At 33.1% G+C, this 17029-nt stretch carries 15 protein-coding genes; 5 read left to right on the top strand and 10 right to left on the bottom strand.

Features of this window, described 5'->3' with window-relative positions:
* Nucleotides 1-62: 62 nt before the first annotated feature.
* Together LQ622_RS09015 and LQ622_RS09010 are read left to right on the top strand one after the other, a co-directional pair.
* Nucleotides 63-1370, top strand: coding sequence for a CitMHS family transporter (locus LQ622_RS09015; RefSeq protein ID WP_037589187.1), 1308 nt, complete (start codon nucleotides 63-65; stop codon nucleotides 1368-1370).
* Between the two features lie 173 nt (nucleotides 1371-1543).
* A complete protein-coding gene (locus tag LQ622_RS09010) occupies nucleotides 1544-3112 on the top strand; it encodes a hypothetical protein (protein WP_239774972.1) in 1569 nt (522 codons plus the stop codon).
* A 149-nt stretch (nucleotides 3113-3261) separates the two neighbouring features.
* Here the strand turns inward: LQ622_RS09010 and trhO are convergent, their stop codons facing one another.
* The 4 genes from trhO to LQ622_RS08990 form a co-directional block, all read right to left on the bottom strand.
* Nucleotides 3262-4209 (bottom strand): oxygen-dependent tRNA uridine(34) hydroxylase TrhO, encoded by a 948-nt coding sequence (gene trhO / locus LQ622_RS09005; protein ID WP_037589192.1) that lies wholly within the window; start codon nucleotides 4207-4209, stop codon nucleotides 3262-3264.
* Between the two features lie 238 nt (nucleotides 4210-4447).
* Nucleotides 4448-4924, bottom strand: a complete 477-nt coding sequence (locus tag LQ622_RS09000) for a MarR family winged helix-turn-helix transcriptional regulator (RefSeq protein WP_239774970.1) — start codon at nucleotides 4922-4924, stop codon at nucleotides 4448-4450.
* A 199-nt stretch (nucleotides 4925-5123) separates the two neighbouring features.
* On the bottom strand, nucleotides 5124-5456 hold the full coding sequence (spn, locus tag LQ622_RS08995; protein ID WP_126476562.1) for an SPIN family peroxidase inhibitor: 333 nt from the start codon (nucleotides 5454-5456) through the stop codon (nucleotides 5124-5126).
* Nucleotides 5457-5552: 96 nt separating this feature from the next.
* Nucleotides 5553-6044 (bottom strand): GNAT family N-acetyltransferase, encoded by a 492-nt coding sequence (locus LQ622_RS08990; protein ID WP_239774967.1) that lies wholly within the window; start codon nucleotides 6042-6044, stop codon nucleotides 5553-5555.
* 171 nt (nucleotides 6045-6215) lie between these two features.
* Between LQ622_RS08990 and LQ622_RS08985 the strand changes: the two genes are divergently transcribed.
* Both LQ622_RS08985 and LQ622_RS08980 read left to right on the top strand, forming a co-directional pair.
* Nucleotides 6216-7040, top strand: a complete 825-nt coding sequence (locus LQ622_RS08985; protein WP_159316047.1) for a class I SAM-dependent methyltransferase — start codon at nucleotides 6216-6218, stop codon at nucleotides 7038-7040.
* A 25-nt stretch (nucleotides 7041-7065) separates the two neighbouring features.
* Nucleotides 7066-7536, top strand: a complete 471-nt coding sequence (locus tag LQ622_RS08980) for a peptide-methionine (S)-S-oxide reductase (protein WP_239774965.1) — start codon at nucleotides 7066-7068, stop codon at nucleotides 7534-7536.
* A gap of 870 nt (nucleotides 7537-8406) precedes the next feature.
* Here LQ622_RS08980 and LQ622_RS08975 read toward each other — a convergent pair.
* The 5 genes from LQ622_RS08975 to fni all read right to left on the bottom strand — a co-directional run bounded on the left by LQ622_RS08975 (nucleotide 8407) and on the right by fni (nucleotide 13746).
* The gene (locus LQ622_RS08975; protein WP_037589206.1) at nucleotides 8407-9483 is read right to left on the bottom strand and encodes a phosphomevalonate kinase; all 1077 of its coding nucleotides are present in this window, start codon (nucleotides 9481-9483) and stop codon (nucleotides 8407-8409) included.
* 12 nt (nucleotides 9484-9495) lie between these two features.
* The gene (gene mvaD, locus LQ622_RS08970) at nucleotides 9496-10479 is read right to left on the bottom strand and encodes a diphosphomevalonate decarboxylase (RefSeq protein ID WP_126477642.1); all 984 of its coding nucleotides are present in this window, start codon (nucleotides 10477-10479) and stop codon (nucleotides 9496-9498) included.
* A 5-nt stretch (nucleotides 10480-10484) separates the two neighbouring features.
* Nucleotides 10485-11408 (bottom strand): mevalonate kinase, encoded by a 924-nt coding sequence (gene mvk, locus LQ622_RS08965; protein WP_025907576.1) that lies wholly within the window; start codon nucleotides 11406-11408, stop codon nucleotides 10485-10487.
* A gap of 117 nt (nucleotides 11409-11525) precedes the next feature.
* Nucleotides 11526-12500, bottom strand: a complete 975-nt coding sequence (locus LQ622_RS08960; RefSeq protein WP_239774963.1) for an SMP-30/gluconolactonase/LRE family protein — start codon at nucleotides 12498-12500, stop codon at nucleotides 11526-11528.
* Nucleotides 12501-12699: 199 nt separating this feature from the next.
* Nucleotides 12700-13746 carry a type 2 isopentenyl-diphosphate Delta-isomerase gene (gene fni, locus LQ622_RS08955; RefSeq protein ID WP_025907581.1) on the bottom strand — a complete coding sequence of 349 codons (1047 nt, stop codon included), beginning with the start codon at nucleotides 13744-13746 and terminating at the stop codon, nucleotides 12700-12702.
* A gap of 200 nt (nucleotides 13747-13946) precedes the next feature.
* Between fni and LQ622_RS08950 the strand changes: the two genes are divergently transcribed.
* Nucleotides 13947-14858 (top strand): osmoprotectant ABC transporter substrate-binding protein, encoded by a 912-nt coding sequence (locus LQ622_RS08950; RefSeq protein WP_196308041.1) that lies wholly within the window; start codon nucleotides 13947-13949, stop codon nucleotides 14856-14858.
* Between the two features lie 596 nt (nucleotides 14859-15454).
* Here LQ622_RS08950 and LQ622_RS08945 read toward each other — a convergent pair.
* Complete coding sequence (locus LQ622_RS08945) at nucleotides 15455-16699, bottom strand: Glu/Leu/Phe/Val family dehydrogenase (protein ID WP_107576772.1); 1245 nt, start codon at nucleotides 16697-16699, stop codon at nucleotides 15455-15457.
* Nucleotides 16700-17029 lie beyond the last annotated feature (330 nt).

Raw genomic sequence — 17029 nt, 5'->3', positions numbered from 1 at the left:
CTATTGCGAATATTTATAAAAACGCTTACAATTATAAAATACAATAGAGGGGGTACTACAACATGAATTTGGCAATACTTGGATTTATAATGGTTATCATTTTTATGATTCTCATTATGAGCAAAAAGATGTCAGCTTTAGCAGCATTAATTATAGTGCCAACAGTTTTCGGACTGATTGGGGGATTCTATTCTAAATTAGGCGAATATATGGTGGATGGACTATTAACAGTAGCACCAACGGGTATTATGCTCGTATTCGCAATTTTATACTTTGGGGTTATGATTGACGCAGGATTATTTAATCCTGTTATTGAAGCAATTATGAAAGCTGTTAAAGGAGATCCAGTTAAGATAACAATTGGAACAGTTGCTTTAGCATCACTAGTTGCGTTAGATGGAGATGGCACGACAACGTTTATTATTACTGTTACGGCTATGCTTCCTTTATATAAGAAAATGGGCATGAACTTATACATATTATCAACGTTAGCATTGCTATCTATTGGTGTTATGAATATGACGCCATGGGGTGGTCCAACTGCAAGAGCGATTTCTTCGCTACAGTTAACGACTGAAGAAGTATTTACACCAATTATTCCAGTGATGATAGCTGGGATACTATTCGCTGTATTTGCAGCTTACGTATTAGGTGTTAAAGAAAGAAGAAGAGTCGGTATTAAAAATCATTTAAGTTTAACACTTGATGAAATGCATAATTCTAACGGTACAGATGAAGATGAAAAAGCATTATTAAGACCAAAAATTGTTATTGTTAATGCACTTTTAACTATATTATTACTAATCGCATTGATTACAGGTTTCTTACCAATTCCAGTATTATTCATGATTGGTTTTGCGACTGCATTACTAATCAATTATCCAAGCCTTGAAGTGCAATCTGAATTAATTAAACGTCATGCAGGGAATGTATTAGCAGTTGTAGGTTTAGTGTTTGCGTCTGGAATTTTCACAGGGGTTATGAATGGTACAGAAATGGTAGATGAGATGGCAAAAGCATTAGTAAATGTCATTCCTGAATCAATGGGTAATCATTTCGCACTTATTACCGCAATATTAAGTATGCCATTCACATACTTTATGGCTAATGATCCATTTTATTATGGTATTTTGCCAATCTTAGCAGAATCTGCCCAACAATTCGGAGTAGCAAAAGCTGAAATGGCAAGAGCATCGATATTAGGACAACCATTACACGTATTAAGTCCACTATACGCTGCCGGTTATTTATTAGTAGGTATGTTAGGCATAGATTATGGTACAAACCAAAAAGTTGTTATGAAATGGGCAATAGGTTCCTCAGTATTTATGATATTTGTTGCTGGGATAATAGGCGTTATTTCGTTTTAATAGAATGATCTAAGATTGAACAAACTCAGAAATCTAATTTATGGATTTCTGAGTTTGTTTATGGAATAAAGTATAAATATTCATACATTTAATATAAAAATTTTGTTATGATATATAAATAAAGAAATAATAAAATCTTAATATATAATTGTTTAAAACGAGGGATGGTTTATATGTTATACGGTAAAGATTTTGTTAATACACATAGCAAAGAATTTTCAAAAATTCTTGAAACAGAAATTAAAAATTTGCTGAAACCGGATGAGATATTATTATCTTTAACATTCTCAAGTAATAAGCATTCGTATTATGTAACATTGCTCAATACAGAATCACATCAATGGATTACATTTCGTATTAGTGATCATAAAAGAAAAGGGACACTTAAGTCACTTTATAGCGTTTATTATGATCGCTATAGAGATGTGGAAAGTATGATGAATAGCATCAAACAATATTTAAAAAGTGCGGCTTGGACTTATTTTAGTTATCATCATTATTTTGTACTAAAATCAGTTAGATCTATACCACATCATAGAAGTAAAATATTAGTCAAAATTCCTAAAGGAGATTATAAACACTTTAAACATAAAGTAACATTTGAACAAGAAATTAATGAAGGAAAAATTTTTATCGAAGTAAAAGATATAGATAAATCTACACAGAAAATTTTAAGGTCACTTTATGTACAAAATTTACTTGCAAGTGAATTATATGAGCATACGAGAAAGTCAGTTGTATATGTACGAAATTCCGGGATAAAGTTATTAGAGAGATTTGATTCATTATATTATCAGAAGTATGAAGATGATTTTTCAGAAACATTATATGAATATTTTAAAGTACCTGAGAAACTTAACATTCAAAGTGATAAAGACAATGAAATACTACTGCAAATGGAGAATATTAAAGCATTTAGTCAGTATTACGTATATGGACTACTGGATAATGAACAAAATGCGCTTTTATACATAGGGTATCACCAAGGAAATTTGACTGCACAGGATATTGATAAGATTCCTATCATCAATAGTCACAAACAATCAAAGGCTTATATCGAAAATTCATCGTATATCACACCAGTCGTATTTATGACGGATATAACAGAAAGAGAAGCACAAATCACTGTAAAGACAATGCTCAATCAATATACAGTATTTAGTCCAGTCAATTATGGAGGGGTTATATCCTATAATCAAATGTATAATTATACAAATGAATATCAAGTGGACAACGATGAAATTAATGCAAAAATATATGGAGATTTCAATACAATCCAACATCATACAGATATTCAATATATTGATATTAATGAACTAGGGCACTATAACATACTCATTGTAAAGTTGCGCATAGATAGTAAAGAAAATAACATACCAGCTTCATTAACGTATTCAACAACTTCAAAAACTATAAAAAAAGAAATCGTTACACGATTAGAAATCAGTGAAAAAGTAGCTAAAAAAGTCAATTATATTATCGGCATACATCCACTTGATGGCAGAGTCGTTGCAGTATATAAAGTAAATAAAAATAAAAAAAGATATATGAAATTTAAAAACGATTCAGGCAAGTATAAATATATGTTTAACTTCTTTGCCATTACAGAAAAAGTTTCAACCATTAATAATATTAAACTGGTCAAAACGACAAATACTGTACTCACAAATTATCAATTTGTAGATCAAAACGGGAAAATGAAGCGGAGTAAACGAAAAGTAGTGTTTGTAAAAGGGAAATAATTTGAAAGTGACAGAAGTCTATTTATAAACTATTTTATTTACAAATTATGGAATGATGCATATAATAAATGCATAACATAATTTCCATAGGCATCACAAAACCCCCTTACTACGTGACTAGTAAGGGGGTTTATTTAGTGACGGTTATTTTATACTAATGCTTTAAAGTTTTCTAAGCGGTTTGCTTTTTCTTCTTCGCTAATGTTGTGTGCTTTTACGTAACGGTTTCTTTCGTGTGATGCACATTCGTGTGAGCATGCACCAAGATATTTGTGTTCGTTCTCTTCTGTAACTAAGAATTGACGGTTACATTCTGGGTTACTACAGTTAATGTATCTTTCACATGGTGTGCCGTCGAACCATTCTTTACCGACTACTGTTTTTTCAACTTGGTTTACGTCTACGCTAATTCTTTCATCGAATACGTACATTTTACCGTCCCAGAATTCACCTTTAGTTTCTGGATCTTTACCGTAAGTTGCGATTCCGCCTTCTAATTGGCTAACATCTTCGAAACCTTCTTTTAATAAGAAGCCTGAGAATTTTTCGCAACGGATACCACCTGTGCAATAAGTGACAATTTTCTTATCCATAAATTGTTCTTTATTCTCTTTAATCCAGTCTGGTAAATCTCTGAATCTTGTAATGTCTGGACGAATTGCACCGCGGAAGTGTCCTAAATCATATTCGTAATCATTTCTTGCATCAATGACGATTGTATCTTCTTCTAATAAAGCTTCTCTAAATTCTTTTGGTGATAAGTAGTTACCAGTTAATTCTCTAGGATCTACATCTTCTTCTAAGTCTAACGCTACGATTTCTGGTCTTGGACGCACGTGCATTTTTTTGAAAGTATGTCCTTCTGCTTCGTCGATTTTGAATGTAATGCCTTCAAATCTTTCGTCTGCTTTCATTTGTTCCATGTATTTATCTGTGTCAGCTTTCGTACCTGAAAGTGTACCGTTAATACCTTCAGTTGCTACTAAAATACGTCCTTTAAGTTCAAGGTCTTTACAAAATTCTAAATGCTCTGCTGCAAAAGTTTCGGGGTCAGTAATTGTTGTATATTTATAAAACAATAGTACTCTATAATCCATTTTCTTATCTCCTCTAATTCTCTTTTTTATTTATATGATATGTCAATTTGAATGTATCTAGTTGATATGGAACAATTTTGATATGAATGCACATTTTTATCCTCATTATATTGTATCAAAAAAGTTGCATTTTTCAATTGTTTGATTTTGTAAAATAATATGAAATCGTTTTTATCTATCGTTTAATGTGAGTTCGAGGTGGAAATGGAGTTATGTTGACTGTTATTTTTTGAGAAAGTTAAATTTGTAATTCGCCTTCTTTAATTTCTTTCGCGTAATTACCGAAATGGTTGTCTAATTTATCTAAAGTTGAAATGAAACTTGTAAATTCATCATCAGGTATTATTTTTAGTAAGTGATCTAAATTGCAAATACATATGTTGTTTAATTCTTTAATTTTTTCACGACCAACTTCTGTTATAAATACATGAATCTTTCTATTGTCTTCCTTGTCCATTTTCTTTTCTACGAAGCCTTCTTTAATTTGACCATTTAACAAACGACTTAAATTCCCTTTATCCATGTCTTGAGACTCAGCAAGTCCAGCTAATGTCATACCTTCATTTTCACTAATAAAATACAATAAGTTCAGGTAATTTAATGAGTAACCATTGTTATTAGCAACATGTCCACATAGAAATTTAAAATTAGTATTTAATCGTAAAAGCTTAGTTTTAAAATCTTGTAATAACTCTTGTCTCTCTATATTTTCCATATTGTATTCCTCCATTAAATTAATTTATGCATTAAGATTTTATCAAACTTTGATTAAATAAAAAAGTAAAATTTCGCAAATTGTATGGTAATGTTTAGTTGTTATGTACAATTAATTGTTTTTGAGTATTAATGTTATTCAAAAACAAAAAGAAGTTGAAAGGGAATTTAATCATTCCCAAATTCAACTTCTGATATTATTATTTCCAGCCTTTATGATTTCTGTACTTATGAAAAGCTGAAACATCGATATTTTGTTTTTCTGCCGTTTTAATAACTTGTCCTACATTTTTAAAGCCTAATAATTTAAAATAATCAATAAGTTGCTGTTTAGTTAATGTGTCAGTATCTTTATTAAGTAGAACAGCTAAATCTTGATCAGTGTGGAAAGGTAAGCGCGTATCATCATGAAGCGTTAATCCATTTTGAGAATGTGTTTTAGCATCAGCATGATGAGAATCAGTAACACTAACCGCACCAAAACCTAGAATAACAGCAGATAAAGTAACAGGAATTAATTTTTTGAATTTCATATATAACCATCTCCATTCATTTGATAAGTTGATTATAATATATAAATTTCAAAAAAATAGGCAGTTAAAAGTTATTTAATGATAGTTAAGAATGAGTTAAGAATTAGGGGAGAATAAATCCTTCTCCATTAATTTTGTTAAGTCACCATCGTTATTTATTTCTACGCCGGTATCTACAAAGCCTAATTTAATATATAGCTCATATGCAATTTGATTTGGAATATCTACTAAGAGTGCAATGTGTTTTATATGTGGCATATGTTCTAATAAGTAATGATTGAGTTGTTGCAAGCTTTGTTTTGCATAGCCTTGTCTTAAATAGCGTTTATCTGTTGATAATGATCTTACAAAAATTGTGGATTCATCTGGTGTTGAAAAGTACTTTGTAAATTCGCTATGTTCATGTAAGACGAAGAATACAGCCAGTTTGTCATCTTCTGATAATCCCAATATGCAATGTCTATTTTTATTTTGTGCTGTCAGTTCAATATTTTCTTTCGGTGTTTTTGTAAACTGAAGTTGTGAATCATCCATTTGATATGACTGCACTTTATTATAATAATTGTCGTTATATGCAATTAATTTCATAGTAAACCTCCAATTTGATTTCTAAATTAAAATAACTCTTTTATGTCTGTTAAATTATTGTTTGTATTTTAACATAATTTAAATAACCTTTTTCAAAAGAAAACAAAGTTTAAATTGACATTTTTTTACAATGTGTAATAATAAATTTAAAATTCTAGTGGGGGATAAGATATGTCGGAGTTGAAAGGGATACCAGAATCTATGCTAATACCGATTGCTGTTAAGGCAAAAGAGACTTTAAGTGATATGCCAATTATTAATGATCCTTTATCTGTTAAAATTATAAAAGAAATAGATAATCCTGTGCTTGATACATATGTGGATTGGCTAACGCAGCTTGGTATTAGTATTAGGACAGAAATTTTAGATGAAATAGTGATTAATTTTATTAAAGATTCTAATCATCCATTTATTATTAATATTGGATGCGGATTGGATACGCGTCTCAGTCGCTTGAAATTGAATAAGATACCATGGATTGATATTGATGTACCTGAAAGTATAAATCTTAGAAGACGATTTTTTAATGAAACATATTTTTATAAAATGATTAATAAGTCTATGTTTGATTATACTTGGATTGATGATGTTAAACGTAATGTACATTTTAAAGAAGATAGTGATATTTTAATAATATTTGAAGGTGTGTTAATGTATTTTGAGAAAGTAGAAATTGAAGCTTTGTATAAAGAGATTGCTCAGTCATTTGATAAGCATCATTTAGTAATTGCTTCTGAATTTTGTTCAAAGTTTATGACTAAACATACTAATAATCATCCATCTGTCTCTAAACTTTCTAGTAAACCATTATTTAAGTTTGGTTATAATAATGTCGCAGAGTTAAAAGATATTTTGCCAGGAAGTTGGAAAGTTGTTAAAGAATATAATTACTTTGATAGATACTCACATAGATGGCGCTATTTGAAATGGTTTAAGTATATAGTCTATCTTAAAAATCGATTTAATAATAAAATTGTAATAATCAAAAACACTTAATATAAAAGTGTAGTGGGAGTTGGCTATGGAAACGATATATTTAGCAGGCGGTTGTTTATGGGGCGTACAAGCTTTTGTAAAGACGTTACCTGGTGTAATTGAGACAGAAGCGGGTAGAGCGAATGGAAGTAGCCGTACACTTGAAGGTGAATACGATGGTTATGCAGAATGTGTAAAGACTGTATTTGATCCTGCAATCGTTAGTGTAGAAGATTTGATGGCATACTTGTTTGAAATTATAGACCCATATAGTGTGAACAAACAAGGTGAAGACGTTGGGTTGAAATATCGAACAGGAGTCTATAGTGAAGAAGAGCATCATTTAGAAACTGCACGTCAATTTATAGCAAATAGAAGCGATGCAGACCGAATTGCAGTTGAGGTTAAAGCATTAGAGAATTATGTACGAAGCGCAGAAGAACACCAAGACCGTTTAGCAAAATGTCCAGACGATTATTGCCACATTTCCCAAGAAATGATGAATAAATATAAATAAAGAGGTATGTGAGATGGGGGCAGAGAAGTTGTATTTATCAAGACAGGTGAAACAAGATAAATAAAAGCGTTGTATTTATCAAGACAGGTGAAACAAGATAAATATGAGCGTTGTATTTATCAAGACTGGCCAAACAAGATAAATATGAGCGTTGTATTTATCAAGACTGGCGAAACAAGATAAATAGAGGCGTTGTATTTATCAAGACAGACCAAACAAGATAAATAGGGGCGTTGTATTTATCAAGATTGACCAAACAAGATAAATAGAGGCGCTGTATTTATCAAGACAGACCAAACAAGATAAATATGAGCGTTGTATTTATCAAGACAGGCCAAACAAGATAAATAGAGGCGTTGTATTTATCAAGACAGACCAAACTAGATAAATAGGGGCGTTGTATTTATCAAGACAGGCCAAACAAGATAAATAGAGGCGTTGTATTTATCAAGACAGACCAAACAAGATAAATAGAGGCGTTGTATTTATCAAGACAGGCGAAACAAGATAAATAGGGGCGTTGTATTTATCAAGACAGGCGAAACAAGATAAATAGAGGCGTTGTATTTATCAAGACTGATCAAACAAGATAAATAGAGACGTTGTATTTATCAAGACTGATCAAACTAGATAAATAGGGCCGCCGAATATTGCAAGACGTCCATGACTAGCAACATAGAGGCATCGAATATTGCAAGACGACCATGACTAGCAACATAGGGCCGCCGAATATTGCAAGACAGCCCTAACTAGCAACATAGAGGCGTCGAATATTGCAAGACGGCCGTGACTAGCAACATTCCCCACGGTTCCCCATATATCATTCCGAAAAAAAGCTAGGACTTGTTCAAAGTCCTAGCTTTTCTCATTTTATTGTCCGTGATAAATACTAAAGTTCAGTGGCTTAATGCCATTGCTTGACCATTCATTGTATATTTTTTGTTTATTTCTATCATTTTCTACAATTGTGATACCGCAGTCGCCACCGCCAGCTCCTGATGTTTTACTTGCGCCACCGTATGATTCTCCGATATCGCATAATTTTTTAAGATGTGGTGTTTCGATATCAATTGTAGCGAATGAATCTAAATATTGTATAACGGTACGATTCTTTCTAATTGTATCTTGAACACCTTGTATATTGTTTGTCTTAAATGCTTTAATAAGTTGTTCGACATATTTCTGTGATTGATCTAAAAATTGTGTATATATTGTTGGGTCTGCTTTTAAGCGTTTGACTTCACTTACTAAATGATGTGAAGAAGCGGGTGAGCCTGTCCAACCGATTAATACTTCCATATGCTCTGGTGCTTGAAGTGGTTCGATGTGTAAGCCTGGCCAGTTTTTATAAAGGACGTCCATTACAGATGTTTCTTCTATTTGTTGTTTGACCCAAACGTGATCAAAAGTACTATAGACTAACCAACCTGTATAAACACTTACTGCGATATCACCGCAAGAACTTAAACTTTGTAATTTCATATTAGCGATAACAGCTAACTTATAAATAAATAAATTTGATAATTGTAAGTTATAGAATTCGTTTAGAGCTTTGATAACAGATACTAATACTGCTGCACTAGAACCTAAACCATATTTATGACCGGATGCATCATCAAGGTTACTATCAATTGTTAAGTTGTAATGTCTTAATGTGACATTGGAACTTTTAGCAAATTGTTCAAAGACTTCTATAGCTTGTGTAATATATTTAAGCTGATCTGCAGCATCATTATCAGAAATGATGATTTTGTCTTGTTCTCTTGTAAATGTAATCGGCTCATGATGTAAAGTCTTAGAATGGATAAATCCTGATGATGAATTCGTATCTTCAATTGTTGCTGTCACAAATCGATCAACTGCAATTAAGACAGATTTATATCCAGGCTCTGTTACTGCATATTCTCCAGCAATATACAGCTTTCCTGGCGCTTTGACTTGAATCATTATATCTCTTCCTTACTCAATAATTTCAATTCCTGTGTTTGTAATATCACTCGCAATAACTTGTTCTTTATTAAAAGATTTAAGTAAAGCGTCTATTATAAATTGCTGGTTTTTCTTTTCGACTAATATTTTAACATTTGGACCTGCATCCATTGTAAAATAGCACGGATATCCAGCTTTTCTACATTGATGTACAATATCCATAACTTCATAACTTTCTGGTACTAAGTATGTGAAAGGTGGCTGTGCACCTAAATTAGTAGCGTGCATGCGTAAGCCATTTTCTTCGATGACTTCACCTAAATGTTTGAAGTCTTTATTACGTATAGCTTCTTTAACTGATGCAATATCTTCATCAACATGATCTAACCAATATTGGTAGAAGCGAGATGTGTCTCTCGTATGGGACATACCTGAACGACTAGATACTTTTTTAGATTGGTTATTGATGACAACAAATACCATTGATAAATCTTCTTCCCAACCTTGTGCATCGATTGCGTGTGCATACGATGTTTCATCGTCATGACCTTTTTCCCATTCAGCAAATCCACCAAAAATACTTCTAGAAGCTGAGCCTGAACCTCTTCTAGCTAATCTTGATAAATCTTTATCAGACATATTTAAGTTGAGTGCTTCGTTACAAGCTGCAGCGAGGGCTGCAAATGCGCTTGCCGATGAAGCAAGACCTGCTGCTGTAGGAACATAATTGACACTTTCAATATAAGCATAGTGTGAAGTATGACTACGTTCTCTTACAAGGTTCATAAACTGATAAATTTTCTTCGATTGTTCTTCGTTTACTTCTTCACCATTTAGAACGAGTATATCTTTTGTATATTCAGGACTAAATGTTACTTTTGTTTCTGTATAAAATTTATCAAGCGTAACGGATAAGCTATTATTCATGGGGATGATCAGTGATTCATCGGCTTTTCCCCAATATTTAATTAAAGCAATATTTGTGTGCGCGCGGGCTTTACCACTCATATTCAATCTCGTTAACCTCCTAAATTTTCAATCCAAGTATGATGAGCACCGAATTTTTCAGCACTTGTTGCAATTTTTTCAGCAATGTCGAGATTTTGAGCGAGTACAATCATGCTACCACCACGGCCGCCGCCTGTAAGTTTACCAGCAGTTGCACCTTGTAATTTACTTATTTCAAGTAATGCTTCAATATTGTCATGACTAACTGTTAACTTGCGTAAATTTTCTTGTGCACGTTCAAATACGTGTGCTAATTTTGTGAAATCATGATGTTCGATTGCTTCATTAGCATCATATACGAGCGTACCAATATGCTCTATATATTGCATATATTGTTCGTTATGATCACATAATTGGTGGACATCTTCGACTGCTTGTTTAGTAGAACCTTGAACACCTGTATCAATCACGACCATATAGCCGTTTATGGATAGTGGTTTTAAAGTTGTTACTTTTCCTTGTTGGAACCATACTGGTTTATTAGAGACAATCGTTTGAGTATCGATGCCACTCGGTTTGCCATGTGCGATTTGTTCTGCCCAATTCGCTTCTTCTATTAATAATTCGTCAGAAAGAGGCTCTCCTATATAATCATAACTTGCTCTTACAAAGGCGATAGCCATAGCAGCACTGGAACCTAATCCTCTTGAAGGGGGAAGATTTGTTTCGAATTTAACATTTATAGGCTCTTCGATATGATGTTTATCGATAAATCTTGAAATAACAGATTTAATATGTTCAGGAGCTGATTGTAACGTTCCTTCATATACATCACTATTAATATATGAAGTATCACCAGCGTTAAGAGACTGGATCGTTACTTTCACTTTACCTGTTGTAAATGGAATCGCTATTGCTGGTTGTCCAAAAGTAACAGCATGTTCTCCTATTAAAATAACTTTCCCATTTGCTTCCCCGTATCCTATTTGTGCCATATTTTCAATCACCTTTAGTATTTCTTATTTTATTTTTGTTAAACACTTTATTATTATAAAGCTCTGTCACCATATATTCAAAAACTTTAACTAATTAATGTGTAATTATTACAATTTTTAATGAAATTGATAGCTATTATGACCTTTTGCAAAGCCTTTCGCTGTAAATAACCAAGAATCGCCACCACGTTCTATATCATTGGCACAAATGATTAATTGATTTGTACCTGGTATAAATGCAGGATGTGTCGATCTTAACATATGCCCTTGATCGCGACCTGGCATTAATATTTGTCCGATAGGGTAACCACTTTTGTTAAAGACAAGTACTCTACCTTGACCATACATAGCAACATAAAGGTTATCATCACTATCAATACAACAAGAGTCCGGGCCTTCATGACCTGTAAAATGATATGGAATAGATGCACCAAATGGTTCGATTGTCACACCGTCTTCTTCTAGTGAAATACGATGTAATCTATTCGCATTTGTTTCAGTTACCCATAGTACACGTTCATCTGTACTTAATGCAATCCCATTTGCTACTGCGATATTTTGAATAATAGGTGTAATTGTTTGATGATCTGGTGAAACATAATATACGCCACCAAGTGGATTTGTAGAGTATCCTCTAAAATCAGTAAAGTAGAATCCACCTTTACTATCAAATACTAAATCATCAACGCAATATTCTGTATCGATATCTGAAACGATACTTTGTGGATTTTTGCCGTCTGCATCAGTCGCAAAAATACCACCAGAACTTTTGAAGTCACCTAAATAAGACATATATAATCGTCCGTCTTTATGTATTTTAACAGAAGCCGGGTTAGTTTTCTCAGATTTAAATACTGTATTAACTTTTTTCTCAGGTAAATCAACGTGGAAAATAGTCCCGCCAAATACTTCGCATAAGAATAGATTATGATTTCTATCAAAGCATAAACCTTCTAATTGAAGACCTTCATCAGAAATTTTGAGCCAAGGTTCAGCTGTTACAGTTTGCAAGTGTTGTTCATGCGCAAGTAGTGGGACAGCACTTTTTGAAGCTTCCGTATAATATAAAGATGGTATATGTTGATCAGCCATAATAATCTCTCCTTTAAGTTGTACAATATAGAAAAGTACACATGTACTTTAAAGATGTGTTTAATATATATGTTTAATATTATCACTTTTAACTTACAATGAAAATGAATATTAAATTGCGAAAAATATGAATGATGTAAAAGATATTATAAACATATAAAAAACAGCTTTTCGAGAAGTGGAAAAGCTGTTTTTCTGATTAAGCTTTAATTGATTTCGCGCGTTGTTCTACATATGTCTGTAATTCTGGAGACAATACATAGCTGACTGATTTTAAATCAGATACGTTTGATGCATTCAATAAATTAGCAATGACATGCATTTGTTCGATAAATTGTTTCATATGTTCAATTGTATCTTCTACGCCATAAGCATCTAAATATTTGAGAACATATCCAGATAAGCCAACAGCTTCTGCACCTAGTACAAGAGACTTAATGGCATCGAGTGGGTTTTTAACGCCACCACTTGCTAATATGTGAATATCTGCATTTAATAATTGTGCTTCTAATAAGCTTTGAACAGTGCTTTGTCCCCATTGATTTAAGAATGCCATATCTTTTAATGGTCTTCTTTGATTTTCAATGTCCGCAAAATTCGTACCGCCTCTACCACTAACATCTACGTATTGAATACCAATATCTTTAACTTTTTGAATCGTTTCAGCACTCATACCGAAACCAACTTCTTTGATTATCACAGGTATATCAATATTATCTTGAATTTCTTGAATGTTTGTTAGCCAATTTTCAAATTCAGTATCACCTTCAGGCATTATCAGTTCTTGAGGTGCATTGACGTGAATTTGTAGGGCGTCAGCATTTAGAAGTTCTATAGATTTCTTAGCTTTTGCATATTCAATATCTGCTCCGACATTACTGAATATTAGACCTTCAGGATTTTCGTCACGTACTACTGTGAAACTTGATTCAGCGTTAGGGTCTTTTAGGGCTGAATGTGTAGAACCTACTGCCATAGGTATGTTACAAGCTTTAGCGATTTGAGCTAACTCTTTGTTAATAGTTGCTGCTCTTTCACTTCCACCCGTCATCGCATTGATATAAATAGGGTATTTAAACGTGAAATGCGGAAATTTTACTGATAAATCAATTTGATTTTTATTAATAGAAGGAATGGATTGATGTATAAGCTGTACTTTATCAAAATCAGTACTAACTGGTGAATACGTATCTAATGCCAGCTGAATATGTTCATTCTTCCTTTTGCTTCTTAATGAGTCGTCCATTCATTTATCCTCCGTGCGTTTATATGTTTAATGATATATTTTATCTTAATACACATTATACCAGTTGTATAATTGAATATAAACTAAACATTGTTATACATTCCGCTTCAAAATCTTTTTCCAAATGGTAGAAAAATAAGGCAATCAATTTATGCTAATATAATACTATACAAATATACATAAAATGGAGGAGAATCGTTATCAAATTTAAAAAACTTACTTTAATTTTAATTTGTACATTATTATTAAGCGGTTGTACTTTACCAGGCTTAGGTGGCGCATCGTCTGATACAGTGAAAATTACGGCGCTTGCTACAAGCGAGTCTCAAATCATGGCGCATATGATTCGCCTACAAATCGAGCATGATACAAAAGGACAAGTCAAACCGATAATTGTAAATAATCTTGGTTCTGCGGTAATTGAACATAACGCGATATTAAATGATAATGCGCAAATATCCGCGACAAGATATACAGGTACTGATTTAGTAGGTGCTTTAAACTCTGAACCCATTACAAATACTAAAAAAGCTGAGAAAGCTGTTAAAACAGGTTTTCAAAAGAAATTTGATCAAACATTTTTTGACTCATATGGATTTGAAAATACCTTTGCATTTACAGTTACTAAAGATACAGCTAAAAAGTACAATTTAAAAAAAGTTTCAGATTTAGCAAAGCATAAAGACGAACTAAGAGTAGCAAGTGACCCTACATGGATTAAGAGAAAAGGGGACGGCTATCCAGCTTTTTCAAAAGCGTACGGATTTGAATTTAAAGATATTAGAACAATGCAAATCGGACTCGTATATGATGCATTGAAGAATAAAAGCATTGATGCCGCACTTGGGTATACAACAGATGGAAGAATAGCTGCTTATGATTTAGTGACACTAGAAGATGATCGTCACTTCTTCCCACCATATGACGCCAGCCCATTAGCAACAAATGAATATTTGAAACATAATCCAAAAGCTAAAAAATCAATAGAAAAATTGGTTGGGAAAGTATCCACTGAAAAAATGCAAGAATTGAATTATCAAGCAGACGGCCAAAAAGAAGAGCCCGCTATAATCGCAGAAAAATTCCTTAAAGCACATCACTATTTTGAATAGTTAATATAGTAAAAAGCAGGAACCACAAGTGAGGTTCCTGCTTTTTTGATACATATTGAGGGTGAAATATAAGTGAGATAGGTGATTCTTGGCTTAATAGAGTCGTTAAGCCAAGAGATGGTGAAAGTCGTGGCTTAAGTATTGAGTAAAGCCAAGAGATAGAGAAAGTCATGGCTTAATAGAGTCGTTAAGCCAAGAGATAGCTGAAGTCTTGGCTTAAGTGCTGAGGAAAGCCAAGAGATCGCTCAAGTCGTGGCTTAAGTACCGAGTAAAGCCAAGAGATGGCTAAAGTCGTGGCTTAAGTACTGAGTAAAGCCAAGAGATAGTCCAAGTCATGGCTTAAGTATTGAGTAAAGCCAAGAGATAGTCCAAGTCATGGCTTAACGCCTGAATAAAGCCAAGAGATTGTCCAAGTCGTGGCTTAAGTATTGAGTAAAGCCAAGAGATGGCTGAAGTCGTGGCTTAAGTGATGAATAAAGCCAAGAGATTGTCCAAGTCATGGCTTAAGTACTGAGTAAAGCCAAGAGATTGTCCAAGTCGTGGCTTAAGTACTGAGTAAAGCCAAGACTTCACTATTTTCATTAATACTCTATTTATTAAGCCCATCCTCTGAATCGTGTTGCTTCGGCTGTACGTCTAACACCTACAACGTAAGCTGATAATCTCATGTCTAGTTTTCTCTTTTGTGAAATGTCATATACTTTGTCAAAAGCTTCGACAATCTTAGTTTTTAATAACTGATTCACTTCTTCTTCAGACCAATAAAGTCCTTGATTGTTCTGTACCCATTCAAAATATGAAACAGTTACACCACCAGCACTGGCAAGTACATCGGGAATTAAAAGTACATCATTTTCTGTCAGAATACGAGTTGCTTCTTGTGTTGTAGGACCGTTAGCCGCTTCTGCTACTATACTCGCTTTAATGTCTCCTGCATTTTGTGCGGTGATTTGGTTTGCTAAAGCTGCTGGTACTAAAATGTCACAATCAATTCCAAATATATCTTCGTTCGGAATAATGTTATCAAATAGAGGTGTGATTCTACCGTGTTCTTTACGAAGCTCTAATAAATGATCAATATCTAAACCTTCTGGATCATATAAAGCACCACGACTTTCTGAGATACATACAATTTTTGCACCTTTATCATGGAGGATTTTAGCGATAAAGCTACCGGCATTACCAAATCCTTGAATAACAACTTTTGACCCTTCGATATTAATATGCTTACGTTTAGCCGCTTCTTCAATCGTAATTACAGCACCTAGAGCTGTTGCTTGTTCACGACCAAGTGAACCGCCTAATGAAATGGGTTTACCTGTAATGAAATTTGGCGCGTTAACTTTATGCATAATACTATATTCATCCATCATCCAAGACATGATTTGAGCATCCGTATATACATCGGGTGCTGGGATATCCTTAGTAGGTCCAACGATTTGAGCAATTGCTCTAACATATCCACGTGACAATCTTTCTAGTTCGTTTTGACTCATGCTATGAGGATCACATTGAATGGCTCCTTTACCACCACCATAAGGTAAGTTGACGAGACCACATTTTAAAGTCATCCACATAGATAATGCTTTTACTTCATTTTCATCTACATCAGGGTGGAAGCGGACGCCACCTTTAGTAGGTCCCACTGAACTATTATGTTGAGATCGATATCCTGTAAAAGTTTTTACAGATCCATCGTCCATTTTAACTGGAATACGAACTCTTAAAAATCTAGCAGGTTCTTTAATCAATTCAAAAAGACCTTCATCGTACCCTAATTTATATAAAGCTTGTTCAATTATATTTTGTGTAGAAGTTACAAGATTGCTATTTTCACTCATGATTGACGCTCCTTTGTTGATTAAAATAATGTCTAAAAAAACATATTAAATAAAATCATAATACAAATGAAAATGGTTTTCAATAAAATAAATTGAATTTACTAAAAATTCAAATATGTATAATGATAAAATTTGATGTATTTTAATGTATTGAGTGTAAGTAGTTGGTAGTAATTGGAAGACATGATATAATTCAATTACGAGCATATACAAATATAATGAAACCATTATATTTACTAGTGTGAATGAATCTTGGACAAATGAATTTTTGTCCAAGATTCTTCTTTTTTGTGTAAATTAAGAGGTGTAGTAAGGAGGTTAATGAAGTCA

Origin of the sequence: Mammaliicoccus sp. N-M50 (assembly GCF_022386995.1) — a bacterium.
GTDB lineage: Bacteria > Bacillota > Bacilli > Staphylococcales > Staphylococcaceae > Mammaliicoccus > Mammaliicoccus sciuri_A.
This window is presented reverse-complemented; position numbering and strand designations above follow the sequence as displayed.